Source organism: Pseudomonas sp. Irchel s3b5, from assembly GCF_900187435.1.
In the GTDB taxonomy this organism is placed as follows: Bacteria; Pseudomonadota; Gammaproteobacteria; order Pseudomonadales; family Pseudomonadaceae; genus Aquipseudomonas.
Map to the genome: position 1 here is coordinate 1 of NZ_FYDY01000029.1, position 25,386 is coordinate 25,386.

The 25,386-nt window shown below is 60.2% G+C and carries 19 protein-coding genes; 5 read left to right on the top strand and 14 right to left on the bottom strand.

Annotated features, from left to right (window positions below; genetic code table 11):
* Positions 1–271: 271 nt before the first annotated feature.
* A complete protein-coding gene (locus CKW15_RS23160; protein ID WP_095057448.1) occupies positions 272–940 on the bottom strand; it encodes a polysaccharide lyase family 7 protein in 669 nt (222 codons plus the stop codon).
* A 321-nt stretch (positions 941–1,261) separates the two neighbouring features.
* On the opposite strand from CKW15_RS23160, the gene CKW15_RS23165 reads away from it, so the two are divergent.
* From CKW15_RS23165 to CKW15_RS23175, 3 genes are read left to right on the top strand one after another with little or no spacing between them, the layout of a single operon-like run.
* Positions 1,262–3,385: a bifunctional diguanylate cyclase/phosphodiesterase gene (locus CKW15_RS23165; protein WP_095057449.1), complete on the top strand. Its 2,124-nt coding sequence runs from the start codon at positions 1,262–1,264 to the stop codon at positions 3,383–3,385.
* Between the two features lie 45 nt (positions 3,386–3,430).
* Entirely contained in the window at positions 3,431–3,919 is a 489-nt protein-coding gene (locus CKW15_RS23170; protein WP_095057450.1) for a M48 family metallopeptidase, read from the top strand.
* A gap of 37 nt (positions 3,920–3,956) precedes the next feature.
* Positions 3,957–4,253 carry a helix-turn-helix domain-containing protein gene (locus CKW15_RS23175; RefSeq protein WP_095057451.1) on the top strand — a complete coding sequence of 99 codons (297 nt, stop codon included), beginning with the start codon at positions 3,957–3,959 and terminating at the stop codon, positions 4,251–4,253.
* A 123-nt stretch (positions 4,254–4,376) separates the two neighbouring features.
* On the opposite strand, the gene CKW15_RS23180 is transcribed toward CKW15_RS23175, so the two are convergent.
* Entirely contained in the window at positions 4,377–4,829 is a 453-nt protein-coding gene (locus CKW15_RS23180; protein ID WP_095057452.1) for a GNAT family N-acetyltransferase, read from the bottom strand.
* A gap of 241 nt (positions 4,830–5,070) precedes the next feature.
* Here CKW15_RS23180 and CKW15_RS23185 point away from each other — a divergent pair, with 241 nt between their 5' ends.
* Positions 5,071–5,808, top strand: coding sequence for an ABC transporter substrate-binding protein (locus CKW15_RS23185; protein WP_095057453.1), 738 nt, complete (start codon positions 5,071–5,073; stop codon positions 5,806–5,808).
* A gap of 149 nt (positions 5,809–5,957) precedes the next feature.
* On the opposite strand, the gene yccS is transcribed toward CKW15_RS23185, so the two are convergent.
* From yccS to betI, 9 genes are all read right to left on the bottom strand, one after another.
* Positions 5,958–8,141: a YccS family putative transporter gene (gene yccS / locus CKW15_RS23190; protein ID WP_095057454.1), complete on the bottom strand. Its 2,184-nt coding sequence runs from the start codon at positions 8,139–8,141 to the stop codon at positions 5,958–5,960.
* Between the two features lie 216 nt (positions 8,142–8,357).
* On the bottom strand, positions 8,358–9,536 hold the full coding sequence (locus CKW15_RS23195) for an NAD(P)/FAD-dependent oxidoreductase (protein ID WP_095057455.1): 1,179 nt from the start codon (positions 9,534–9,536) through the stop codon (positions 8,358–8,360).
* 135 nt (positions 9,537–9,671) lie between these two features.
* Positions 9,672–11,009: an ATP-dependent RNA helicase DbpA gene (dbpA, locus tag CKW15_RS23200; RefSeq protein WP_256580310.1), complete on the bottom strand. Its 1,338-nt coding sequence runs from the start codon at positions 11,007–11,009 to the stop codon at positions 9,672–9,674.
* Between the two features lie 105 nt (positions 11,010–11,114).
* Entirely contained in the window at positions 11,115–12,542 is a 1,428-nt protein-coding gene (gene mdtD, locus CKW15_RS23205; protein ID WP_095057457.1) for a multidrug transporter subunit MdtD, read from the bottom strand.
* 142 nt (positions 12,543–12,684) lie between these two features.
* Positions 12,685–14,022 (bottom strand): TldD/PmbA family protein, encoded by a 1,338-nt coding sequence (locus CKW15_RS23210; RefSeq protein WP_095057458.1) that lies wholly within the window; start codon positions 14,020–14,022, stop codon positions 12,685–12,687.
* Positions 14,022–15,464, bottom strand: coding sequence for a TldD/PmbA family protein (locus CKW15_RS23215; protein ID WP_095057459.1), 1,443 nt, complete (start codon positions 15,462–15,464; stop codon positions 14,022–14,024). The genes CKW15_RS23210 and CKW15_RS23215 overlap by 1 nt, the downstream gene beginning before the upstream one ends.
* A gap of 281 nt (positions 15,465–15,745) precedes the next feature.
* Positions 15,746–17,446: a choline dehydrogenase gene (gene betA, locus CKW15_RS23220; protein WP_095057460.1), complete on the bottom strand. Its 1,701-nt coding sequence runs from the start codon at positions 17,444–17,446 to the stop codon at positions 15,746–15,748.
* 171 nt (positions 17,447–17,617) lie between these two features.
* The gene (gene betB, locus CKW15_RS23225) at positions 17,618–19,090 is read right to left on the bottom strand and encodes a betaine-aldehyde dehydrogenase (RefSeq protein ID WP_095057461.1); all 1,473 of its coding nucleotides are present in this window, start codon (positions 19,088–19,090) and stop codon (positions 17,618–17,620) included.
* 106 nt (positions 19,091–19,196) lie between these two features.
* Positions 19,197–19,790: a transcriptional regulator BetI gene (gene betI / locus CKW15_RS23230; RefSeq protein ID WP_095057462.1), complete on the bottom strand. Its 594-nt coding sequence runs from the start codon at positions 19,788–19,790 to the stop codon at positions 19,197–19,199.
* Positions 19,791–20,171: 381 nt separating this feature from the next.
* On the opposite strand from betI, the gene CKW15_RS23235 reads away from it, so the two are divergent.
* A complete protein-coding gene (locus CKW15_RS23235; protein ID WP_256580311.1) occupies positions 20,172–22,112 on the top strand; it encodes a BCCT family transporter in 1,941 nt (646 codons plus the stop codon).
* Between the two features lie 172 nt (positions 22,113–22,284).
* On the opposite strand, the gene choV is transcribed toward CKW15_RS23235, so the two are convergent.
* From choV to CKW15_RS23250, 3 genes are all read right to left on the bottom strand, one after another.
* Positions 22,285–23,463 (bottom strand): choline ABC transporter ATP-binding protein, encoded by a 1,179-nt coding sequence (choV, locus tag CKW15_RS23240; RefSeq protein WP_095057464.1) that lies wholly within the window; start codon positions 23,461–23,463, stop codon positions 22,285–22,287.
* Positions 23,460–24,305, bottom strand: coding sequence for a choline ABC transporter permease subunit (gene choW / locus CKW15_RS23245; protein WP_053163121.1), 846 nt, complete (start codon positions 24,303–24,305; stop codon positions 23,460–23,462). The genes choV and choW overlap by 4 nt, the downstream gene beginning before the upstream one ends.
* 76 nt (positions 24,306–24,381) lie before the next feature.
* Positions 24,382–25,329, bottom strand: a complete 948-nt coding sequence (locus CKW15_RS23250) for a choline ABC transporter substrate-binding protein (RefSeq protein ID WP_095057465.1) — start codon at positions 25,327–25,329, stop codon at positions 24,382–24,384.
* Between the last annotated feature and the right edge of the window lie 57 nt (positions 25,330–25,386).

A 25,386-nucleotide genomic window follows, 5' to 3' on the forward strand; every position in this document is an offset into this window, starting at 1 on the left:
AGTTGAAAAGGTCGCCGAGGTCGAGCAGGTCTTGTTGAACAGACATAAAAAATCCGATGCCAGAGGTCTGGCATCGGATTTTCTAGGAAGCCCTGCGCGAGCTCAAATGCTTAAGTGAACAGCATTACGCCGAAAGGCGGGTTTTTTGTGGGCGATGAATCGACTTTGTGGCGAGGGAGCTTGCTCCCGCTGGACTGCGCAGCGGTCCTTCTTTTTTGGGACGCTTCGCGACCCGACGGGAGCAAGCTCCCTCGCCACTGAGTGTTCGGCGTTACTTGTCGTGATCAATATCCAGCTTGCTGAACGTCACCTTCCCGCCTTCGCTGGTGTACCCGGTGTTGTCCTGCACATAGACCCCGGCCTTGAAGTACAGCGGTTTCTCGCGCCAGGTCGTGCTGATGTTGGTGTCCCACGTGTAGCCCGCCGCGCTGATGCCCAATGCGCCGCCGGGGCTGAGGTGAATGAGGTAGGAAAATTCGCGGTCGAGTTTGACGCCGGTGGCGATGGTGATTACCCGTCCTGTGTCGTCATAGGGGTGCATGCGCACTTTGGCGACGATGTTGCCTGTCTCGGTGTCGGTTTTGTACTGGTACTCCACCTTCACCATGGGTTTTTGACTTTGATAGGCATGGATCTGGCCGATGACAATCTTCCCCGAACTCGGCACCTGGTTCACTGCCAGGGTGGCGCGCAAGGTGTTGTCGGCGTCGGGGTAGTACCAGTTGCGCAGGGTGCCGTTGCTGTAGGTTTCACGCAGTTCTGTGCGGGGATAAATAGCATTTTCGGTTCGTGAGCCGGTCACCGGCGTCCAGAAAAACAATGTGCCGGTATCGGAATGGAAGTACTGATCCTTGAAGCCGTCTACCAGTTTGGAGGTTTCTACTGTGTACGGCGGGCTGCCAACGGGGACGCTTAGGTTCCAGGTTGCGAGATCGATCATGTAGGTTCTTCCATTTTGGTCGTGCTGCACGGGCGTGCCAGAAGCTCTAGCCCGCACCTTTTGGGGCGGTCTTTATAAGCGCAGAGGGGTGTTTTGTTAACGCCCGTCTGGCGGTTCGTTGGCGCCAACATCCTGTCGAAGTGCCATCCTTCCCGGTTTTAGCGGGCTGTAGAGGTGACCGTTAGTCGGCGAGTTAACCCTTTGGTTAGGTGATGGCGCTCTGATGGCTTCTGCTTTTTTGGATCCAGGTCTAGAGTAATGGCTTAGTATTTGTCCGGTTTTCACGAGAAGCCGGCCTGGCCTCGCACAAAGAGAAGCAGCATGGAATGCGCGCAACCCACGTCCGTCGAAGGCAACTCAACGTTACTGATTGTCGACGACTACCCTGAAAACCTGATCAGCATGCGCGCGTTGTTGCAGCGTCAGGACTGGCAGGTCATTACCGCCGCCTCGGGTTTCGAGGCGCTCGGCTTGTTGCTTGAGCATGATGTCGACCTGGTGCTGCTGGACGTGCAGATGCCGGGCATGGACGGATTTGAAGTGGCCCGCCTGATGCGCGGCAGCCAGCGAACCCGTCTCACACCGATCATCTTCCTGACCGCCAATGAGCAGTCGCCGGATGCGGTAATCAAGGGTTACGCCAGTGGTGCCGTGGATTACCTGTTCAAACCCTTCGATCCGCAGATCCTCAAACCCAAGGTCCAGGCGCTGCTCGAACATCAGCGCAATCGCCGACAACTGCAGCGTCTGAGCCACGATCTGGAGAGCGCACGCGCCTTCAATGCTTCGGTGCTGGATAACACCGCCGAAGGGATCCTGGTGTTGGGTGAGGACGGGGTCATTCGCTTCGCCAACCCGGCCATGTCGCGGCTGCTCAACGCGACGGTGCAGGAGCTGCAAGGCAAAGAGTTTCTCGACTACCTGCAAAAACCGCATTTTCCAATCTGGGCCGATTCCGAGTTTTTCGCCGGTTACAAACGTCGTGAGACCCTGCGTCTGCACGACGCCGTATTGCGCACGGCGCCAGGTCAGCAAGTGCCGGTGGCGTTGTCCTGCGCGCCTTTGCCCTCTGAGCAACATGCGATGGTGGTGACCGTGCTGGACATGTCGGTGGTGCGTCATCTGCATCAGCAACTGGAGTTTCAGGCGGTCACCGACCCGCTGACCGGTTTGCTCAATCGCCGGGGTTTTTACCAGACAGCGGAAAACCTGCTGCTGCGGGGCGAGCGTTCCGGGAGTGCCTGGGTGCTGCTGTATCTGGACCTCGACGGCTTCAAGCGCGTCAACGATTCCCTGGGGCACGATGCCGGTGACCGTGTGTTGCGTTGGGTGTCCGAACAGTTGAAATCCTGCTTGCGGCCCTTCGACATTCTGGCCCGCATGGGGGGTGATGAGTTCACCGCGCTGCTGGATCTGGAGTTCCCCGAGCAAGCGGCCAAGATTGCCGAAAAACTCATCGAGCGGGTGTCGATCTGTCAGCAGATCGATGGTCTGGACATGGCCTTGGGGGCCAGCATCGGTATCGCTACGTTCCCCGATTGCGGTGCCAACCTGGATGGTCTGCTGCGGGCGGCTGACATCGCCATGTATGAAGCCAAGCGCGCCGGGCGTCAGCAATATCGTTTCTACGATCATGACATGAACGGGCGGGCACGCTCGCGGCTGATGCTTGAAGACAGCGTGCGCACCGCCATCGAGAACCGTGATTTCAACTTGGTGTATCAACCTCAGGTGTCGATTGTCGACGGGCGGATTCGCGGGTTCGAGGCCTTGCTGCGCTGGCAGCACCCGAGCGTCGGCGATGTGCCGCCGGGTCTGTTTTTACCTTTGCTGGAAGAAGCGCGGCTGATCAGTCGTCTGGGCAGCTGGATTTACCATTGCAGCGCAGGCCAGCGTAAAGCCTGGGAAACACTGTTTACCGAAGACCTGGTCGTGGGCGTCAGTTTGAGCTGCACGCAGTTCGGCATGCCCAATCTGGCCACTGAATTGCGCCAGGTGCTTGAGCGCCATGGCTTGCAGGCGCGTCATCTGGAGCTCGAGGTCACGGAAGAAGCCTTGATGCACAACCCTGAAGAGACGCGTAAACAACTGCGTCTGCTGCGCAACCTGGGGGTGCGTGTGGCGCTGGATGATTTCGGCTGCGGACATTGCTCGCTGTCGCATCTGCGCGACCTGGAACTGGACACCCTCAAGCTCGACCGTCACTTGATCGCCCGGCTGCCGGATTCCGTTCGAGACGCGGCACTGGTGCGCAGTGTGATCGACCTGTGCAAACAGTTCGGCATGCTGGTGATTGCCGAAGGGGTGGAAACGGTCGCGCAATATGAGTGGCTGCAAGCCAATGGCTGCGAGTATGTACAAGGGTTTCTGGTGGCGCGGCCGATGACGTCTGAAGACGCCGGTGAGTTTGTACAGCCCTTCGACTGGAGCGCGCTGACCCGCTGAATTCGCTACACTGGCGACCTTTTAGTGACCTGTATTGCCGCCCCGATGACCGCGTTGAAATACCTCCAGGCTTATCCCGCCAACTTGCAGGACCAGGTGCGACAGCTGATCGCCGACGGTCGGCTGGGCGATTACCTGACCCAGCGTTACCCGGAAAAGCACGGGGTGCAGAGCGACAAGGCGCTGTACACCTATGCGCTGGACCTCAAGCAGGAATACCTGCGAAATGCCCCGTCTATCGACAAAGTGCTGTTCGACAATCGTCTGGACCTGACTCACCGCGCGTTGGGCCTGCATACCACGATTTCCCGGGTGCAGGGCGGCAAGCTCAAGGCCAAGAAGGAAATCCGCATCGCTTCGTTGTTCAAGGAAGCACCGTCCGAGTTCCTGAAAATGATCGTCGTGCATGAGCTGGCGCACTTCAAGGAATCGGACCACAACAAGGCGTTCTACAAACTGTGCGAACACATGCTGCCGGGGTATCACCAGGTCGAATTTGATGTGCGGGTCTACCTGACGTGGCGGGATCTGTAGGCGCTGCCGCAGGCTGCGATCTTTTAAGGAGTATTGGATGGACGTGAGCAAGACCAAAAGCAGCTTCTATCGCCGCTTGTACGTGGCGTACCTGATCGACAGCGGGCTGGCCAGCAGCGTCCCGGCCCTGACCGAGACTACCGGCATGCCCCGGCGCACGGCTCAGGACACCATCGCGGCGTTGGCGGATCTGGATATCGTCTGCGAATTCGAGCAGGAAGAAGGTGCACGCAACCATGCGGGGCGTTATCGGATTCGCGAGTGGGGGGCGATTGATCGCGGTTGGATCGAGCGTAATCTGCGGCAGATCAAGGCGGTGTTGGAGTATCCCTGAGGTTTGCGTTGCCTGAGCTGACGCCATCGCGAGCAAGCTCGCTCCTACAGTAATCGCGTTTGGATCAAAATTACTCAATCCAATCGGTACCCTGCGGGAGCTGGCCTGCCAGCGATGGGGCCGTCAGGGACGGCGCATTCCAATGTGTGGAATGCCATCCTCGACAAACTCCTCACCTGTCACGACAAACCCGTACCGCCCGTAATACCCCTGCAAATGCGTCTGGGCCGAGAGGTAAATCGGCGTTTGCGGCCAGCGTTCTTCAATCTGCTCCAGCGCCTGGTCCATCAACGTGTGTCCAAGCCCGGCGCCACGTGCGTGCGGGGCGATGATCACTCGGCCAATCACCACGTCCCCGCCTTGCAGTTCCGGGTCGAGCAGCCGCAGATAAGCTACCAGTTGATTGCCGTCCCAGGCCATCAAGTGGCAGGTGTCACCTTCCAGGTCCTGGCCATCCACGTCTTGATAAGCGCATTGCTGCTCGACGATGAACACCTCGGCGCGCAGCTTCAAAATGGCATAGAGCTGTTCTTTGCCCAGGTCGCTGTGATGCTTGCAGATCCAATCGACTGTCATGTTTTGATTCCCTGAAAACGTCGCTCCGATACTAAGCGCACTCGCGCCAGAAGTCTTTATGGCGGAGGAATCTGTAACAAAGGCCAAAATGCCATCATTCGATTCTCGCGGCCTTGTCGTCTTTGTGTAATCTGCAATGCAGCGCTGTGCAGTGGTTCCCATGAGCCAAGGTTTGCAAGACGAGCCTTGGGGTTTTGGCTGAAAACAAGAAGGGCTGACCGCCCGCTAAGGACTTTCTAGCATGCCGCGATTGCATCGAGCCTTTGCCTTGACTGGATTGCTGTTGCTGGCTCAGGGGGTGGCAGCAGAAAAGCTGCGCCTGGTTGCTGATGCCTGGCCACCTTTTACCGATGCCACGCTCGTCAATGGTGGCTTGGCCACGGATATTGTCAGCACTGCATTGGCCAGGGCCGGTTATGCCAGTGAATTTGAGCAGGTGCCTTGGGCCCGGGCGCTGATGGGATTGGGCGAAGGGCGATACGACGTGCTCGTCAACGCCTGGTACAACGACGAGCGCAAAAAGCTGGGTCAGTTTTCCAGCGAGTACCTGCTCAACCGCGTGCGCTTTCTCAAGCGCAAAGACGCGCCGATCGAGTACAACAGTTTGCAGCAACTGCACACTTACCCGATTGCGATCGTGCGCGGTTATGCCTATTCACCGGCGTTCGATAAAGACGAATCCCTGCAGAAAGTCCCGGTGCACAGCTTCGCCATGGCGGTGCGCATGCTCGCTGCCGATCGGGTCAAGTTGACCCTTGAAGACGAATACGTCGCGCGCTACTACCTGGCCCGTGAAGCGCCCAGTGTGCGTAACGCGGTTGAGTTTCTGCCGAGGCCTCTGAGTGAGAACAGCCTGCACATCCTGGTCAGCCTGAAGAACCCCAGGCACAAGCAAATTGTCGCCGGTTTTGAGCGGGAGATCGCGGCGATGAAGGCGGACGGGAGTTATGCCAAATTGATGAGGCAGCATGGAATGTGAGTAGGCGGGTCCAGAATCCATGTTGTTTTTGCCGGCCTCATCGCGGGCAAGCCCACTCCCACAGTGGGCGAACGCAAAACGTGTGACCACCAGATAACCCTGTGGGAGCTGGCTTGCCAGCGATTGCGTCGGTCCGGACAGCGAAAATCTCAACCCTCACGGCTGTCCTTGATCAGGTGCGCCGCCAATGTCCGCAGCGGCCCAAGCTGCCGACAGATCAACGCCAATTGCGTCTGCACCAAACGCTGGCCTTCATCGATCTCATCCGGCATCTGCTCAAGCATGTCGGCCAGCGCTTCCTCTTCATCACTCTGAATCGCCACCGAGGATTTGCTCGCCAACCCTTGGGCGATCTCGTCGATGCTGGCGGCCAGCTTCGCGCCAGCGCCTTCGATCAAGTGCTCGCGCACGTCCGCCGGCAGCGGGGTTTCCCGATGCGCGCCCAGGCCTGAGAGGTAACTGAGCAGCGTGTGTGACAGCACCAGGAAACGGAAACCCACGTCCGCCTCCTTACGGAAATGCCCCGGCTCCATCAGCATGTTGGCCAGGGTGGTCGACAGCGCGGCGTCGGCGTTGTGCGCGTTGCGGCGGGCTAGGCGATAGGCCAGGTCGTCACTTTTGCCATCAGCGTATTGCTGCATGATCTGGCGCAAGTAAATGCTGTTGCAGGACAACGTATTGGCCAGCACCTTGTTCAGGCGTCGACCCTGCCAGTCCGGCAGGAACAGGAACACCGCCAGCCCGGCGATCAGGCTGCCAAGCAAGGTATCGAACAATCGTGGCAGGAACAGCCCGTAACCATCGCCGACCTGATTGAAGCAGAACAGCACCATCAAGGTGATCGCTGCTGTCGCCAAGGTGTAGCGGGTGGTGCGGTTGGTAAAGAACACCACGCCGGCGGCAATGGCGAAGCACGACTGGATCAGCGGATTGGGGAACAGGTCGAACAGCGCCCAGGCCAGGGTCAGGCCGATGGCGGTGCCGACGATCCGTTGACCGAGTTTGCGGCGGGTCGCGCCGTAATTCGGCTGGCAGACAAACAGCGTCGTCAGAATGATCCAGTAACCTTGGGACGGGTGGATCAAATGCACCATGGCGTAGCCGATGCACAAGGCCAGGGGCAATCGCAGGGCATGACGGAACAGCAGGGAAGTCGGCGTCAGCTGTGTGCGTAACCGCAGCCATACGTCCTTGAGGCTGCGTGGCGAGCGATCGAGCAGGCTGCTGTCAGTGGCATCGGCCAGGGCGTCGGGGTTGCTGGCGTCGCTGAGCAACCGGTCGAGAGTGCCAAGGTTGGCCGCCAGCGCCCGCAACGAGCGCAGCAAGCCGCGCCAGGCCGGGTTGCTCTGGACGCGCAGGTGTTCGAGAGAAGCATCAAGATCGCTCAAGGCTTCGGCGAAGCTGGCGTCGTAGGTGAACGGCTGGCGCATCTGGATCGATTCGGCCAGGGCCCGGCAGGCCTTGCCTTGCTGGCGCAGCAGGCGCTGACAGCGGAACAGCACGTCACTGTGGAAAAACGCTTCCGCCAGCGCGTTATAGGGGTAGTGCGAGGAACTGGCGCGCTCGTGGATGTCCTGGGCGAGGAAATACAGCTTCAGGTAGCGACTGACTTTCGAGCCCGGACGACCGTTGCCGACCCGGTGCAGGATAATTTCCTTGGCCGCGTTCAATGCGGCAACGACGCGCCCGTTCTGCTGGGCCAACTCCAGGCGACGCGCCTCGACGTCCAACTGGCGAATGGGTTCAAGCAGCGACGATTTCAGCTTCAGGTAAAACCCCAGCTCCCGGAACAACCGCGCCAGGCTCTGCTGCACCGGTTGATTGGAAAACAGCGCCTGCCACAACACCGACAGCAAGCCGTACCAGGCCGCGCCGGCCACCAGCAACACCGGTTCGTGCCAGAAGTCGGTGACCGCGCCACCGCGCTGGTCCACACCGATCATGGTGTAGACCGACAGAATCAGCGTCGCTGAGGCAATCGCGCCATAGCGTTCGCCCAGCGCGCCGAGCATGGTCAGGCAGAACGCGGCGAGGGCGAAAGCGATGACGAAGAGATAGGGGTAGGGGAAGAGCAGTTCGACGGACAGGGCGGCAACGGCAAAACACACCAGCGTCACCGCCAGCGCGTTGAGACGGCCCTGCCAACTGTCGTCGGTTTCGGCCAGGGCGCTGGCGATAATCCCCAGGAACAAGGGAATCAGCAGCCCCATTTCATCCTGATACCAACACAGCGCCATGGTGCCGGTCAGGGCAATGAACACCCGCACGCTGTAGCTGAATTTATCCAGCGCCCACAGGCGCCGCAGAGACTGACGGAACGAAGTCGATGACATGAAGTGCGAAGGCCTTCCGAGGCAATGACGCTAAATTGAGCCACTAATGACGCCGACGCAATGGCGTCGATCACATCAGACAGCAAAATCTGTTCCTTCCCTGTGACACGCGGCATTTGTAGGGGCGGCTTGCTGGCGATGAATGGTCACGCGGTCTGCCTGGTAGACCGTGTTGTCCGCATCGCTGGCAAGCCAGCTCCTACAGGGCTTTGGGTGTCAGACGTATTGCGCAGCCGCGTAGCCCGAGGCCCAGGCCCACTGGAAATTGAATCCGCCTAAATGCCCGGTCACGTCGAGCACTTCGCCGATGAAGTACAGGTCTGGGCTTTTCAGCGATTCCATGGTCTTGGACGACACTTCATTGGTGTTGACGCCGCCAAGGGTCACCTCGGCCGTGCGATAGCCTTCAGTGCCGGCGGGCACGACTTTCCAGCTCGCCAGTTTTTCAGCGATGGCGGCCATTTCGGCGTGGGTGTACTGCTTCATCGGTTTGGAGACGAACCAGTTGTCCGCCAGCAAGTTGGCCATCTTCTTGGTGAAGATTTCACCGAGCAGGGTTTTCAGCTCGCTGTTGGGGCGTTCAGCTTGCTGTTGTTGCAGCCAGCCCGGCACGTCGTGATCAGGCATCAGGTTGATCTCGACCGTGTCACCGGATTCCCAGAACGAAGAAATCTGCAAAATCGCCGGGCCGCTGAGGCCGCGGTGGGTGAACAGGATGTTCTCGCGGAAACTCTGCTCGTTGCAGCTCACCAGGCAATCGACCGACGTACCCGACAGCTCGGTGCACAGTTCCTTGAGCTGATCGGTGATGGTAAACGGCACCAGGCCGGCGCGGGTCGGTAGTAGCTCGTGACCGAACTGCTTGGCCACTTGATAACCAAAACCGGTGGCGCCCAGGGTCGGGATCGACAGACCGCCAGTGGCGATCACCAGGGATTCGCACGTCACTTGGCCAAGCGTTGTATCCAGCAAGTAGCCTTTTTCAAGCTTCTCGATGGTCTGGATCGACGTGTCCAGGTGCAGGCTGACGCCAACCTGGTCGCACTCGTTGAGCAGCATTTCCAGGATGTCGCTGGATTTGTTATCGCAGAACAACTGGCCGAGTTTTTTCTCGTGGTACGGCACGCCGTGCTTGGCCACCATGCCGATGAAATCCCACTGGGTATAGCGGGCCAGGGCAGATTTGCAGAAGTGCGCGTTTTGCGAAAGGAAATTGCTCGGTTCGGTGTACATGTTGGTGAAATTGCAGCGGCCACCGCCCGACATCAGGATTTTCTTGCCGGCCTTGTTGGCATGGTCGAGCAACAACACCTTGCGCCCGCGCCCGGCGGCGGTCAGCGCACACATCAACCCTGCGGCGCCAGCGCCAATGATCACGACTTCGGTAGAGCGCAAAACGGTGTCCTCACAATTTTTTAATCCAACGCAAAACCTGTAGGAGCCGGCTTGCTGGCGCTGCAGACGCTGCGGTCCATCGGGTCGACCGCGTCATCGTTCATTGCCAGCAAGCAGGCTCCTACAGTGAATCAATCAGAGGATGCGAACGCGCAACGAACGGCCCTTGATCTTGCCGTCGTTCAAACGCTGCAGGGCCTGCTTGGCGACGCTGCGATCCACGGCCACGTAAGCCTGGAAGTCGAAGATCGCGATCTTGCCGACCTGGGCACCGGGGATGCCGGCGTCACCGGTCAGGGCGCCAAGGATGTCACCTGGGCGAACCTTGTCTTTACGGCCGGCGCCAATGCACAGGGTGCTCATCTGCGGCAGCAGCGGACCGCCGCCCTGGGAGACGAGGTTGTCCACCTGATCCCAGGTCAATGGCGTTTTTTGCAACAGTTCGATGGCCTGCGCACGCTGCGCTTCCGACGGCGCGACCAGGCTGATCGCAAGGCCTTTCTCACCGGCACGACCGGTACGGCCGACGCGGTGGATGTGGATTTCCGAATCACGGGCCAGCTCGACGTTGATCACCATGTCCAGGGAATCGATGTCCAGACCACGGGCAGCAACGTCGGTGGCAACCAATACCGAAGTACTGCGGTTGGCGAACATTGCCAGCACCTGATCGCGGTCGCGCTGTTCCAGATCGCCGTGCAGGCCGACGGCGGAAATGCCTTTGGAGGACAGGTGATCAACGGTTTCCTGCACTTGCTGCTTGGTGTAGCAGAAGGCGACGCAGGACGCCGGACGGAAGTGACCCAGGACCTTGGTCACCGCGCTCATGCGGTCGTCAGGGGAAATTTCGTAGAAGCGCTGCTCGATCTGCGTGTCGTCGTGGAACGCTTCAGCTTTAACCTGCTGCGGGTTGCGCATGAACTTCGACGCCAGTTGCTTGATGCCCACCGGGTACGTGGCGGAGAACAGCAACGTCTGACGACGCTCCGGGGACTGCATGATGATTTCTTCGATGGAATCGTAGAAACCCATGTCGAGCATGCGGTCGGCTTCGTCGAGGATCAGGGTATTGAGGCCGTGAAGGACCAGCGAACCCTTGCGCAGGTGCTGCTGGATGCGCCCCGGGGTGCCGACGATGATGTGCGCGCCGTGTTCCAGCGAAGCGATCTGCGGGCCGAGGGACACGCCGCCACACAGGGTCAGGACCTTGATGTTGTCTTCGGCACGGGCCAGACGACGGATTTCCTTGGCGACCTGGTCAGCCAGCTCACGGGTCGGGCACAGGATCAACGCCTGGCAACCGAAGTAGCGCGGATTGATCGGGTTCAGCAGGCCGATACCGAAGGCGGCGGTCTTGCCGCTGCCGGTCTTGGCCTGGGCGATCAGGTCCATCCCCTTGAGGATCACCGGCAAGCTTTGCGCCTGGATCGGCGTCATCTGGGCATAACCGAGGGAGTCGAGGTTAGCCAGCATGGCGGCGGACAGCGGCAAAGTATTAAATTCGGTGGCGATGGTGGTCACGGGACTGGCCTGCAAAACAAAATGTCGCGCAGTGTACCAGTCCGGTGGCCATTCGCCCTAAGGTTCGATGTGCTGTTCCGGACGTTTGACGCGCCGTCCGTCTTCCTTTGAGAGCTGCGAGAAGATCGTCGCGGCCAGCATGGCCATGATTCCGACGGTCACAAACGTCAGCTGGAACGCACCGAGCACCGTCTCGACGCCGCTGCTTCCAATCTCCGCCGTGAAACCACCGAGCAATGCACCCGCACACGCAACGCCGAGGCTCAGGGACAATTGCGCGACCACCGACAGCAGGCTGTTGCCGCTGCTGGCGCTGGCGTCGTCGAGATCGATCAGGGTCACGGTGTTCATCGCGGTGAACTGCAAAGAGTTGATCGCGCCAAGGACCGCCAGCTGACACAACAGCAGCCAATATGGCGTCTGCTCGCTGACCAGGCCCATGCTCGCGAGCATGATCCCCAGCGCCAGGGTGTTACCGGTGAGCACGATGCGGTAACCCAAACGCTCGATCAGCGGGCGTGCCACCCACTTGGCAACCATCGCCGCCGCGGCGAGCGGCAACATGCTCATCCCGGCCTGGGACGGCGAATAACCCAATGCGACTTGCAGCAACAATGGCACCAGAAAAGGCAGGGCGCCACTGCCGAGGCGGGCGAACAGGTTACCGAGAATGCCCACGGCAAAGGTCCGGGTCTTGAACAGCGACGGTGCGAACAGCGGGTTTTCGATATGCCCGGCACGCAGCCAGTACGCGGCGAGGCACGCCATGCCACCGAACAGCAACAACATCACCCGCAAGTGCGGCAGGTGCAGTTCACCCAGGCCTTCCATGGCGATGGTGATCAGAATCATCGCTGCGCCGAACAGCACAAATCCCAAGCTATCGAAACGCGTGCGTTCAGCGCCGCGCAGGTCAGGGATGAATTTCCACACGGCGTAGCAGCCGACCAACCCCACCGGCAGGTTGATCAGGAAGATCCAGTGCCAGGTCAGGAATTGCACCATCCAGCCGCCCAGGGTCGGGCCGATCAACGGACCGAGCAGACCGGGAATAGTGATGAAGCCCATGATCCGCACCAGTTCCGAGCGCGGGTACGCCCGCAGCACCACCAGCCGCCCGACCGGCAGCATCAAGGCACCGCCCAGGCCTTGAATCACTCGGGCGCCGATCAACTGAGTCAGTGTGGTCGACAGTGCGCAGAGCAACGAGCCGAGGCTGAACAGCAAGATCGCGCTGAAGAAGATTTTCTTGGTGCCGAAGCGATCGGCAATCCAGCCCGACGCGGGGATCAACAAGGCGACGGTGAGCATGTAGGCGATGATCACGCCTTGCATGCGCAACGGGTCTTCCGCCAGATCCTGGGCCATGGCCGGCAGGGCGGTATTGAGGATCGTCCCATCGAGGGACTGCATGAAGAAAGCAATGGCGACCACCCACGGTATCCAGCGGGCGGTCACGGCGTCGAGAGGCGGGCGGTTGGGCATGGGACCTCTTGTCAGGGAATATCAGCGTTTCACCGATACTGTAGGAGCTGGCTTGCCGGCGATGAGGCGGTCAAATTCAACATAGTTGTCGGCTGAAAGACCGCGATCGCTGGCAAGCCAGCTCCTACAGGGTATTGCGGTGTTACAGGGTCAAGGTCAATCGGCTGACAAGGGCCCCCGGCAACAACGCAGAAGCTGTCGCCCGCTGGCTGTACGTACTGGCCGATAACAGCAACTCGCGCTCCTCTGTCAGCGCTTCCAGTTGCGAACCCAGCAGGCTGAACGCACTGTCATCAAACCGCATGGTGCTCACCGGCGCCTGGATCTCGCCATTCTCGACCCAGAACGTCGCAAAGCGCGTCATGCCAGTCAGGCGTGCCGCCGGTTGATCCGAGAAGTTCAGGTACCACAGGTTGCTGATGTACAAGCCGGTGCCGAGTTGTTTGAGGATGTCCGCTTCAGGCAATGCCCCGGCCTGCATGTTCAACGCGCTCGGTGATTCGCCACCGTCGGCGCCATTGGCCGTGAGGCCATACTCAGCGGCACTGCGTGAACCGACCAGTTGCGCGCCTGCATTGCCCTCGACTATCAACTGAAGATCGCTGCGCGGATAGCCTTCCTCGGAAAACGCCGGGCTTAAGGAACCACTGACTTTTTCATCCAGCGAGACCAGCGGGCTGAAGCGTTGATCGCCGCCGTAGAGCTTCTGCAGCGGGCTGCTTTTGCTGGCAATCGACTGCGCTGAAAAACCGCCCCAGCAGAGCATGCCCATGATTTCTTCCAGCGCGGCCGGCGCGAGGTAGGCGCGGTACTGACCCGGTGCCAGGGTGCGCAATGGGCGACCCAGATATTCCAGTTGTTTACGTGCCTGCTGGAAGCGTTTGGCAAACCCTTCACTGCTCCAGTCGTGCCCGGCATAGCTCGCTTTTACTGCCTGGCCGTTTGCGTGGAACAGGCTGAAATCGAAATTGAAGCTGTTGGCCTGATGCCAACCGAACGCGCCTGAAGAACTGGCAAAACCACGACTGATGGGACCGGCCGCGTAAAAGCCGACCAGGTCCAGACCTTCGGCGGCCTGGGCAATCTCAGCGACCACCTGTTCTGTATCCGGCAGCGGATGCTCCTGCACATTCGTGCTCTGCCAGCCGTTATGGTTGAGCAGCAGGTACGGATCCTGAGGCAGCAGCGGCAGGGTTTCGCGCAGCTGTTGCACGCCTTCCAGCAGACGCTGAAGGTCAACTTCCGGGTCGCCCGCCAGCGTGATTTGCAGGTCGGCGTGGCGGCCATCGTTGATCAGTTTCAGGCCGATGTTCGCTTGCTGCACCTGTCCGGCCTGACGGACCTTGGCGTGGTTGAAGCGCACGAAGGCCGACGACTCGGCGGCGTAGCTGAGGGTGAATTGTTCCGGCTCTTGCAGCGCTTCGCGTAACCCGGCGACCAAAGTCTTGAAAGACTCGGCCTGAGCTTTCGATGTACTCATCAGGCATCTCCCCCAAACACATCAACGTTGCTGAACACGCATGCCGGCGAGGCATGGCCGACGCGAATCACCTGATTCGGTTCGCCCTTGCCGCAGTTCGGGGTGCCGAGCACCTTGAAGGTGTTGGCATCGCCGACGGCGCTGAGGCTCTTCCAGAACTGCGCGGAAATCGCCCGGTAATTCGGATTTTTCACCACGCCTTTGAGCTCGCCATTCTCGATCAACTGGCCCCATTCACAGCCGAACTGGAATTTGTTGCGCGCATCATCGATGGACCACGAGCGGTTGGTGCTCATCAGAATGCCGTGTTCGATGTTGCCGATCAGTTGTTCCAGCGGCTGATCGCCGGGCTCGATATTGAGGTTGGCCATGCGGTCGATCGGCGGACGGTTCCAGCCGCAGGCGCGGCTGTTGGCGACGCCATCCATGCCGGCGCGGAACTGCGACAGCGCGCCGCCCAACGGGCGCAGCAACAGGCCTTCGCGGATCAGGAATTGTTTGCTCGCAGCGGTGCCGTCGTCGTCATGGCCGTAACTGGCGAGCTGTTCGGGGATGTCCGGGTCGAAGGTCACGTTGAGCAGTTTGGAACCGTATTGCAGGCTGCCGAAATCCTCGGCTTTGACGAAGCTGGTGCCGGCGTAATTGCGCTCGTCGCCGAGGATGCGGTCCAGTTCCAGCGGATGGCCGATGGACTCGTGGATCTGCAACATCATCTGATCGGGCATCAACAGCAGGTCGCGCGGACCTTGCGGGGTGTTGGGTGCGAGCAGCAATTGCAGTGCCTGATCGGCGACTTGCGCGCCGGCACCGATCAGGCCGCAACGGCTGATGACATCGGCGCCGCCTTGCTGGCCGAAGTTCTCGCGGCCGAGGCTGCGAGTCTGGCTGTCGTTGCCGTCGTAGGCTGTGACGTCCAGGCCTGGGTAGACAAATCGTTGTGCCTGGCGCAGCTCGGCACCGGCGCTGTTCAAGTAGATCTGCTCGACGTGGGTGATGCCGACGCTGACCTGCCAGTTCACCAGGCGCTCGTCCTTGGGCACGGCGGCGGACTCGGCGCCGAGCAGTTGGTAGCAATCGCTCAGGGACGGAAAGGGCTGGTCGAGGTTCGGCGAGAAGTAGTCGGCGCGATCACTCGAAACAGCCTGGTCGCGCAGGTCCAGCAGGGCGTGGGGCTTGAGTCGGCGAGCTTGTTGTTCGGCTCGGCCCAGTGCCGCTTGCAGGCCTTGTTGTGACAGATCGTTGGTCGCGGCATAGGCTTCGACCCCATTGACCCGCACCGTCAGCATCGCCCCTTCGTCACGGCTCAGGCTCGGCGGTTCGGCGACGTTCTTGCGCACCGACAGGTACTGGCCGGATTCGCGCACATAACGCAGGGAAAAGAACTCGGCCCCCGTGCGCAATGCAGCAAAACGCTGCTTGAGCTGGGGATGGAAATCGAACATTCGGGAACCTCCTTGGTATGGAGTGGCGGCGAAGCGGTGTAGCGAGGGGAGAGGTGAAACGATTGTGTGGCGCTAGATTAGGCCTGTGCGGGGGGAGGAGCAAGTTTGGAATGGGGTCGGGGTGGGTTGCTGAGTCTGGCGGCAAGATGTGTGCTGAATGGCTGGCCTCATCGCTGGCAAGCCAGCTCCCACAGTGACCAAGTTGGACGCAAATTTTGCGGCCGACATAAAACCTGTGGGAGCTGGCCTGCCAGCGATTGGCCGTGACGCGGTATAGCGCCTTACGCGATCTGGGTCACTTCACGCATCGGCTTGCCCTTCACCGGCGCTTCACCCGCCACGTAGTAAGTGGCGGTGCTGCGCGGCAACGGTTTGCGGCCACGGATCTTGTCGGCGATTTTCTCGGCCATCATGATCGTTGGGGCATTGAGGTTGCCGGTGGTGATGATCGGCATGATCGAGGCATCGACCACGCGCAGGCCTTGCATGCCGTGCACGCGACCTTCGCCATCGACCACGGCCATGTCGTCGGTGCCCATCTTGCACGAGCAGGACGGATGGAACGCGGTTTCGGCGTGCTCGCGGATGAACTTGTCCAGTTGCTCGTCGGTTTGCACTTCGATGCCCGGGCTGATCTCGCGACCGCGGAAGGCATCCAGTGCCGGCTGCTGCATGATTTCACGGGTCAGGCGGATGCCGTCGCGGAATTCCTGCCAGTCCTGCTCGGTAGCCATGTAGTTGAACAGGATGCTCGGGTGCTGGCGCGGGTCCTTGGACTTGGCCTGGATGCGCCCGCGGCTTGGCGAACGCATGGAACCCATGTGCGCCTGGAAGCCGTGCTCTTTCACACCGTTGCTGCCGTTGTAGTTAATCGCGACCGGCAGGAAGTGGTACTGGATGTTCGGCCATTCGAATTCTTTGCGGGTACGGATGAAACCGCCGGCTTCGAACTGGTTGCTGGCGCCGATGCCGGTGCCGTTGAACAGCCACTCGGCACCGATGGCCGGCTGGTTGTACCAGAGCAGCGACGGGTACAGCGAAACCGGTTGGGTGCACGCGTATTGCAGGTACAACTCAAGGTGATCCTGCAGGTTTTCACCGACGCCGGGCAGGTCGTGGACCACCGGAATGTCGAGCTTGTTCAGCAGTTCGGCCGGGCCGACGCCGGAGCGTTGCAGGATCTGCGGCGAAGCGATGGCGCCGGAGCACAGCAGCACTTCCTTGCGCGCTTTGACTTCAACGCGCTCTTCAGCGTCGCCGACCAGGTAACGCACGCCGACCGCACGCTTGCCGTCGAACAGGATCTTGTCGGTCAGGGCGTGGGTGACGATGGTCAGGGTCGAACGTTTCTTGGCGACGTCCAGGTAACCACGGGCGGTGGAAGCACGACGACCTTTCGGTGTCACGGTGCGGTCCATCGGGCCGAAGCCTTCCTGCTGGTAGCCGTTCAAGTCTTCGGTGCGCGGGTAACCGGCCTGCACGCCGGCTTCAACCATGGCGTGGAACAGTGGGTTGTTGCCGGCCTTCGGCGTGGTCACGCTGACCGGGCCGTCACCACCGTGGTAGTCGTTCGGGCCGATATCGCGGGTTTCTGCCTTGCGGAAATACGGCAGGCAATCGAGGTAGGTCCAGTCTTCCAGGCCTGGCAGTTTCGCCCAGCCGTCGTAGTCCATCGCGTTGCCGCGGATGTAGCACATGCCGTTGATCAGCGAAGAACCACCCAGGCCCTTGCCGCGACCACATTCCATGCGACGACCGTCCATGTGTGGCTCGGCATCGGTTTCGTAGGCCCAGTTGTAGCGGCGGCCTTGCAGCGGGAACGCCAGTGCCGCAGGCATTTGCGTGCGGAAGTCGAAACGGTAGTCCGGGCCGCCCGCTTCGAGCAGCAGGACGGTGACGCCTGCGTCTTCAGTCAGACGGGTCGCCAGGGTGTTACCGGCCGAGCCGGCACCGATGATGATGTAATCGAATACTTGGGACATTGAGTGCACCCTCTTTGAAGTTGGTCAGGTCTTGGCGAGTGCTGCGCACTCGATCGCCAGCAAGCCGGCTCCTACAGAAGTGCGGGGCGCCGTGACTGTTGTGCACGACGCCAACCCTGTAGGAGCCGGCTTGCTGGCGATAGCGGGCTCCCGGGAGAAGCAGAGGCTGCCTTAGAACACCGAGACGTAATCGCCCAGCTCAACCTGTACCGATTTGATGCGGGTGAAGTTGTTCAGCGAGCTGATCCCGTTCTCACGGCCCACACCCGACTGCTTGTAGCCGCCCACCGGCATCTTCGCGTCGGACTCGCCCCAGGCGTTGATCCAGCAGATACCGGCTTCCAGTTGATGAATCACGCGGTGGGCGCGGTTCAGGTCCTTGGTGACGATACCGGCGGCCAGGCCGAAGTCGGTGTCGTTGGCGCGACGGATCACTTCTTCTTCAGTTTCGTAGGTGAGGATCGCCATCACCGGGCCGAAGATTTCTTCGCGAACGATGGTCATGTCGTCGGTACAGTCGGTGAACACGGTAGGTGCCACGAACGCGCCTTTGGCGAATTCACCGTCGGTCAGACGCTCGCCGCCGCACAGAACACGGGCGCCTTCTTCCTTACCTTTGGCGATGTAACCCAACACGCTTTCCATGTGGGCGAAGCTGACCAGCGGGCCGAAGTTGGTGTTTTCGTCTTCCGGGTTGCCGACGCGGATGCGCGCAACACGCTCAACGATCTTGGCTTCGAACGCAGCTTTCAGGTGAGCCGGTACGAACACGCGAGTGCCGTTGGTGCAGACCTGACCGGAGCTGTAGAAGTTGGCCATCATCGCGGTATCGGCGGCGCGGTCGAGATCGGCGTCGTCGCAGATGATCAGCGGCGATTTGCCGCCCAGTTCCATGGTCACGTCTTTGAGCGACGAGGCCGAAGCGCTGGCCATGACTTTCTTGCCGGTGTCGGTGCCGCCGGTGAAGGAAATTTTTTCGATGCGCGGGTGCTCGGTCAGCCAGGTGCCGACTTCACGGCCGCTGCCGGTCAGGACGTTGAACACGCCGTCCGGCAGGCCGGCTTCGGTGTAGATCTCGGCCAGTTTCAGAGTGGTCAGCGAGGTGACTTCGCTTGGCTTGAAGATCATCGCGTTACCGGCCGCCAGGGCAGGGGCGGATTTCCACAGCGCGATCTGGATCGGGTAGTTCCACGCGCCGATACCGGCCACGACGCCCAGCGGCTCGCGACGGGTGTAGACGAACGAGGTGGTGCGCAGCGGGATCTGCTCGCCTTCGATGGCCGGAACCAGGCCTGCGTAGTATTCCAGCACGTCAGCGCCGGTGACGATGTCGACATACTTGGTTTCGGAGAACGACTTGCCGGTGTCCAGGGTTTCCAGGGCGGCCAGTTCATCGTTGCGCTCGCGCAGGATGTCGACGGCACGACGCAGGATGCGCGAACGCTCCATGGCGGTCATGGCGGCCCAGATCTTCTGGCCCTTTTCGGCGCTGACGACGGCGCGTTCGACGTCATCGAAGGTCGCACGTTGCACTTTTGCGAGGACTTCTCCGTTAGCCGGGTTGATGGCTTCGAAAGTGGCGTCGCTGCTGGCGTCGCTGTACGCGCCATCGATGTAGAGTTTTTGCAGTTCGAAACGGGCCATAAAGTCCTCGCAAGAGCATAAGTGGTTGGCGTTAACCACCGGGCGCGCCGTGAAGCCTGGGTGCGCTGATCAGTGGCGGTTCAGGGGTTGAGCGTTTATGTGTGCTCTAACTCACCCGCTTGGCCAATTGGATATCCATGTATTCGTAAGCGATCTGTTGCGCCTGCTCGGTGTCGAAAGCGTCTCCCGACAGCGCGCCGCGCAACCACAAACCGTCAATCAACGCTGCCAGGCCTCGGGCGGCACTGCGCGCATCATTGAGCGGCAGTACACGGCGGAACTGGCAGCACAGGTTGGAATACAGACGGTGATCGTTGATCCGCTGCAACCTGTGCAAAGACGGCTGGTGCATGCTGGTGGCCCAAAAGGCCAGCCAGGTTTTCATTGCCGGGCCGTTGACCTGGCTGGCGTCGAAGTTGCCTTCGATGATCACCTGCAGATGCGCCCGCGGGCTGTCATCTGTCAGCGCCTGTCGGCGCGCGGTGACGTTCTCGCTCAGGACAGTCATCAGGTACCCCATGGTGGCGGCGATCAGGCCATTCTTGTCCTGAAAGTAGTGACTGATGATGCCATTCGAGACACCGGCCAAACGGGCGATCAGCGCAATGCTGGCGTCCCCCATTCCGACCTGGTCGACCGCCAGCAACGTGGCTTCGATCAATTGTTGGCGACGGATGGGTTGCATACCGACCTTGGGCATCTTGCACATCTCCTTAGGCCTTCCGGCAGACGTGGAACGTCTATCGGCTTGTGGGCCAGTCTATTTTGTTTTGATTGAACGTTCAATCAACAAAGAATAAGATCTGCGACAAATCGTCGCTGCCTACAGATTTTTTCCTACAGGTAGCGGCGGAAAAATCGACTTCCGAAACTGCTCGAAACCTATGCGCTGCGGCGCTTCAGGGCTTCGGGCTTTTTTCGGGCTGTCTTTATATCACCCGTCGGTCGGCTGCCCACTAACCGATTAGTCGGGTAACACGTTTGTCTTGCGTTCTTCTCTCGCACTGCCTGGAGCATCTGTGCCATGAGTTCTGCCTCGCTAATAAAGACCCCACCGGAGAAGGTGACGGTCAACGGTTGGGTGTTCTACACCTCTACCGCGTTGATTCTATTGTTGACCGCCATTCTGATCATCGCCCCGCAAGAGGCCGGCAGACTGCTCGGTATGGCGCAAGCCTGGTTGTCCCGCAGCTTCGGCTGGTACTACATGGTGGTGATTGCCGCCTACCTGATTTTTGTCATCGGCCTGGCGTTTTCGTCCTACGGCAAACTGAAACTGGGCAGCAAGGACGACACCCCGGACTTCAGCTACGGCGCCTGGGCGGGGATGCTGTTCTCGTCGGGTATCGGCATTTCGTTGCTGTACTTCGGCGCGTCCGAACCGCTGGATCACTACTTCAATCCGCCGGAAGGCGTCTCCGGCAGCAACCTCGCGGCACGTCAGGCGGTGCAACTGACGTTCCTGCATTGGGGCCTGCATGGCTGGGCGATCTACGCGTTGGTCGGTCTGGCGGTGGCGTACTTTGCCTATCGGCATAACCAGCCGCTGGCGTTGCGGTCGGCGTTGTATCCGCTGGTGGGCGAGCGCTGGGTCAAAGGCGCAGCCGGGCATGCGGTGGACGGCTTCGGCATGTTCGTGACCCTGTTGGGTCTGGTGACGAACCTGGGGATTGGTTCGCTGCAAGTGTCTTCCGGGTTGGAAAACCTGTTCGGCATGGAGCACAGCAACACCAACCTGCTGATCGTGATCATCGTGATGAGCACCGTGGCGACCATCGCCGCCGTGTCCGGTGTGGAAAACGGTATCCGCCGTCTGTCCAACCTGAACATCGTACTGTTCAGCGGCCTGCTGATTTTCGTGCTGTTGTTCGGCCCGACTCTGCACCTGCTCAACGGCTTTGTGCAAAACGTTGGTGACTACCTGAACGGCGTGGTGCTGAAGACGTTCGACCTCTATGTGTACGAAGGCGATAGCGAGAAGTCCGACCGCTGGTTGGGCCTGTGGACCCTGTTCTATTGGGCCTGGTGGATTTCCTGGGCGCCATTCGTAGGCATGTTCATCGCGCGTATTTCCCGTGGTCGCACGGTGCGTGAACTGGTGGCGGGCGTGTTGCTGATTCCGCTGGGTTTCACCCTGGCGTGGTTGTCGATCTTCGGTAACTCGGCCCTGGACCTGGTGATGAACCATGGGGCGGTGGAGCTCGGGAAGACAGCGCTGGAGCAGCCGTCCATGGCGATCTACCAGTTGCTTGAGCATTACCCTGCATCGAAGGTGGTGATCGGCGTGTCGATCTTTGTCGGTTTCGTGCTGTTCCTGACCCCGGCGGACTCCGGTGCGGTGATGATGGCGAATCTGTCGTGCAAGGGCGGCAACGTCGACGAAGACGCCCCGCACTGGCTGCGGATTTTCTGGTCGGCGGTGATCACCCTGGTGACCATCGGCCTGCTGTTCGCCGGTAACTTCGAAGCCATGCAAACCATGGTGGTGCTGGCGGGTCTGCCGTTCTCGGTGGTGCTGGTGTGCTTCATGTTCGGCTTGCACAAGGCCATGCGCCAGGACGTGCAGATCGAACAGGAGCAAGCGCAGTTGGCGGAACGTGGCCGTCGTGGTTTCAGCGAGCGTTTGACTCAACTGGACCTGCAACCGAGCCAATCGGTAGTGCAGCGTTTCATGGACAAGCAGGTGAGCCCGGCGCTTGAAGATGCGACGGCGCAGATGCGTGCGCAAGGTCTGGAAGTGCAGACGTTGCTCGGCAAGTCCAAGCGTTGCATGGGCGTGCGCGTGGAGATGGAAGAGGGCAACCCTTTCGTCTACGAAGTGAGCCTGGATGGCTACCTGGCCACGCCGACCGAGTCGGTGCAGTCCGACGAGGCGCGACAGCGCTTCTATCGCGCCGAGGTGTACCTGCACAACGGCAGCCAGGACTACGACCTGATGGGCTTCACTCAGGATCAGATCACACGTGACGTGCTCGATCAGTTTGAAAGCCATCGCCAGCTCCTTGGCCGGGTTTATAGCTGAGTTGTGAGTAGCGCCTTTGTAGGAGCTGGCTTGCCAGCGAATGCCATACCGCGGTGTATCTGATACACAGCCATCGCCGGCAAGCCGGCTCCTACAGAGATAGCGTTGATGCAAATAACGCGTTCAAACAAAAACGCCGCGATCCTCTCGCGGCGTTTTTGTGTCTGTCGTCTTACCCCAGGTTCTTGCCGAGCAGCGCGTGATACAGCTCGCTGTCACCCAGAATTCCCACCACATGATTGTTGTCGTGCAGCACCAGTTTGTTGCCGGTCTGATAACGAATCTGCAACGCGTCGCGCATACCGATGCTCGAGTCCACCAGGGTGGGTCGACGACTCAGGCCTTCGACGGCCTGACCCGGTACCCAGTTTTGCAGATCCAGGTTTGAGCCGTTCTGGCGGGCGCCCTTGATGGTGTTGCCTTCCGCCAGGTCCAGCCACGAATCGCCGCCTGGATCGAGGCACACGGAACCGTTGATGCGTTTGCAGTTGTCCAGCGTGCGCATCAGGCTGCGACCGCACAGCACGTTCAGCGGATTGGTGTGGGCGACGAAGGTCCGTACATAGTCGTCCGCTGGGTTGAGGACGATTTCTTCCGGCTTGCTGTACTGGATGATCCGGCCGTCTTTCATGATCGCGATGCGACTGCCGAGCTTCAGGGCTTCGTCGAGGTCGTGGCTTACGAACACGATGGTTTTGCTCAGCTTGCGTTGCAGTTCCAGCAGTTCATCTTGCAGGCCTTGGCGGATCAGCGGGTCAAGTGCCGAGAACGGTTCGTCCATCAGCAGGATGTCAGCGTCCATCGCCAGCGCACGGGCCAGGCCCACACGTTGCTGCATGCCGCCGGACAGCTCATCGGGTTTCTTGTTGCGCCACTGGGTCAAGCCCACCAGTTCAAGCTTTTCGTCGACCAGTTTTTTGCGTTCCTTCTCTGGCCGACCCTGCATTTCCAGACCGAAACTGATGTTCTCGCGCACGGTCAGCCAGGGCATCAGGGCGAACTTCTGGAACACCATTGCAATGCGCTTGGTGCGCATCATTTTCAGCTCTGCCGGGGTGCAGGAGGCGATATCGATCTGTTTGCCTTCATGCTCGACGAACAACTTGCCGCGGCTCACGGTATTTAGGCCGTTGATGCAGCGCAGCAGGCTGGACTTGCCGGACCCGGACAGGCCCATCAGCACGCAGATTTCACCTTTCTCGATATCCAGGCTGGCTTTTTCAACGCCGACAATCTGCCCGGTCTTTTTCAGGATTTCGTTTCGGGTCATGCCCTGGTCAAGCAGTTTCAAGGCTTCGCGCGGATCTCTGGCGAAGATCACGTCGACGTCTTCAAAGCGAATAATGCTCATGCGTCACCCCCTACTTTAGCGTCGGGTTGTTTGCAGATACGGTCGAGCATGATCGCCAGCAGTACGATCGCCAGGCCCGCTTCGAAGCCCAGGGCGATATCAGCGGTATTCAGTGCGTTGACCACCGGTTTGCCCAGGCCATCGGCGCCCACCAGTGCCGCGATCACCACCATCGAGAGCGACAGCATGATGCACTGGGTGATGCCGGCCGCGATGCTTGGCATGGCATGGGGCAGTTCGATCCGTGAGAGCAGTTGGCGACGCGAGCAGCCAAAGGCCTTGCCGGCATCCATCAGTTCTTGCGGGACATCGCGGATGCCCAGGTAGGTCAGGCGGATCGGCGCGGCAATGGCGAACACCACGGTGGAGATCAGGCCCGGCACCACGCCCAGCCCGAAGAGGGTCAGGGTAGGAATGAGGTAAACGAAGGTCGGTACGGTCTGCATCAGATCGAGTACCGGACGCATTACAGTGTAGAACATCGGCTTGTGCGCGGCGACGATGCCCAACGGCACGCCGATCAATACGCAGACCAGGGTGGCGAACAACACCTGGGCGAGGGTTTCCATGGTTTCCTGCCAGTACCCCAGGTTGAGGATCAGCAGGAAGGAGGCGATGACGAAAGCGGTCAGGCCCCATTTGCGCTGGATGAAGTGGGCGAGCAGTGCGATCAGGCCGATCAATGCCAGCGGGTTGAACCAGGTCAGCGCAAAAGTCACGCCGTGGATCATCGTTTCCAGTGTCACGGCGATGGCGTCGAAGGTGTTGGCGCCGTGTTGCGTCAACCATTCAACGAAGCCTGCGATGTACTGGCCTAGAGGTATTTTCTGATCAATCAGCATGGTAGTGAACGTCCGCATGCGAGGAAATAAACAGCCCGGGCGGCTACACCGCCCGGCATAAGCGATGCTCCCTGATTCAAGGCGTCAGTTTGGCTTTCACGGCCTCCAGGCCAGGTTTACCGTCAATGGTGGTCACGCCAGCGAGCCAGGTATCGAGCACCTGTGGATTCTTTTTCAGCCAGGCCTTGGCGGCCGCGTCAGGCTTCATCTTGTCGTCCAGGATGTTGCCCATCAGTTCGCTTTCCATGTCGACGGTGAACTCCAGGTTTTTCAGCAACTGACCCACGTTGCTGCACTCCTGGGCGTAACCCTTGCGGGTGTTGGTCGCCACGGTGGCGGCACCGAAATCCGGGCCGAAGAAGTCATCGCCACCGGTCAGGTATTGGATCTTGAAGCGCTTGTTCATCGGGTGCGGCGCCCAGCCGAGGAACACTACGGCGGTGTCGCGTTTCTGTGCACGATCGACTTGCGAGAGCATGCCCGCTTCGCTGGACTCGACCATCTTGAAACCGGCGGTTTTCAGGCCGAAGGCGTCTTTGTCGATCATGCTCTGGATCAGACGGTTGCCGTCGTTGCCAGGCTCGATGCCGTAGATCTTGCCGTCGAGTTCTTTCTTGAATTTGGCGATGTCGGCGAAGTCATGCAGCCCTTTGTCGTACAGCGCCTGAGGCACGGCGAGGGTGTACTTGGCGCCTTTGAGGTTGGTGCGCACAGTCTCGACGGTGCCCGCATCGCGGTAGGCCTTGATGTCGTTTTCCATGGTCGGCATCCAGTTGCCCAGGAACACGTCCATGTTCTTGCCGTCGGCCAGGGACTTGTAGGTCACGGGCACGGAAATCATGGTGGTCTTGGTCTTGTAGCCGAGGGCGTTGAGTACGACGCTGGTGGTCGCGGTAGTCGCGGTGATGTCGGTCCAGCCGACATCGGAGAAGTTTACGGTGCTGCATTGGGCCGGTTCGGCGGCTTGCGCCAGAACCGGCAGACTAAGCAGGGCGGCCAACAACAACGACGGGGAACCTTTCATGGATGGACTCCTTGGTGTTTTTTTTGGCAGTGTTCCGACTGGACCACCGCACTTATA

What these genes read in the sequence shown, in the direction of transcription:
- CKW15_RS23210 (WP_095057458.1), bottom strand. Translation starts at nt 14,022, where the DNA reads ATGAGTACATCGAAAGCTCAGGCCGAGTCTTTCAAGACTTTGGTCGCC.
- CKW15_RS23250 (WP_095057465.1), bottom strand. Translation starts at nt 25,329, where the DNA reads ATGAAAGGTTCCCCGTCGTTGTTGTTGGCCGCCCTGCTTAGTCTGCCG.
- betI (WP_095057462.1), bottom strand. Translation starts at nt 19,790, where the DNA reads ATGCCCAAGGTCGGTATGCAACCCATCCGTCGCCAACAATTGATCGAA.
- CKW15_RS23165 (WP_095057449.1), top strand. Translation starts at nt 1,262, where the DNA reads ATGGAATGCGCGCAACCCACGTCCGTCGAAGGCAACTCAACGTTACTG.
- choV (WP_095057464.1), bottom strand. Translation starts at nt 23,463, where the DNA reads ATGAGCATTATTCGCTTTGAAGACGTCGACGTGATCTTCGCCAGAGAT.
- betB (WP_095057461.1), bottom strand. Translation starts at nt 19,090, where the DNA reads ATGGCCCGTTTCGAACTGCAAAAACTCTACATCGATGGCGCGTACAGC.
- CKW15_RS23170 (WP_095057450.1), top strand. Translation starts at nt 3,431, where the DNA reads ATGACCGCGTTGAAATACCTCCAGGCTTATCCCGCCAACTTGCAGGAC.
- CKW15_RS23175 (WP_095057451.1), top strand. Translation starts at nt 3,957, where the DNA reads ATGGACGTGAGCAAGACCAAAAGCAGCTTCTATCGCCGCTTGTACGTG.
- CKW15_RS23180 (WP_095057452.1), bottom strand. Translation starts at nt 4,829, where the DNA reads ATGACAGTCGATTGGATCTGCAAGCATCACAGCGACCTGGGCAAAGAA.
- betA (WP_095057460.1), bottom strand. Translation starts at nt 17,446, where the DNA reads ATGTCCCAAGTATTCGATTACATCATCATCGGTGCCGGCTCGGCCGGT.
- choW (WP_053163121.1), bottom strand. Translation starts at nt 24,305, where the DNA reads ATGCTGATTGATCAGAAAATACCTCTAGGCCAGTACATCGCAGGCTTC.
- CKW15_RS23185 (WP_095057453.1), top strand. Translation starts at nt 5,071, where the DNA reads ATGCCGCGATTGCATCGAGCCTTTGCCTTGACTGGATTGCTGTTGCTG.
- mdtD (WP_095057457.1), bottom strand. Translation starts at nt 12,542, where the DNA reads ATGCCCAACCGCCCGCCTCTCGACGCCGTGACCGCCCGCTGGATACCG.
- CKW15_RS23160 (WP_095057448.1), bottom strand. Translation starts at nt 940, where the DNA reads ATGATCGATCTCGCAACCTGGAACCTAAGCGTCCCCGTTGGCAGCCCG.
- dbpA (WP_256580310.1), bottom strand. Translation starts at nt 11,009, where the DNA reads ATGCTGGCTAACCTCGACTCCCTCGGTTATGCCCAGATGACGCCGATC.
- yccS (WP_095057454.1), bottom strand. Translation starts at nt 8,141, where the DNA reads ATGTCATCGACTTCGTTCCGTCAGTCTCTGCGGCGCCTGTGGGCGCTG.
- CKW15_RS23215 (WP_095057459.1), bottom strand. Translation starts at nt 15,464, where the DNA reads ATGTTCGATTTCCATCCCCAGCTCAAGCAGCGTTTTGCTGCATTGCGC.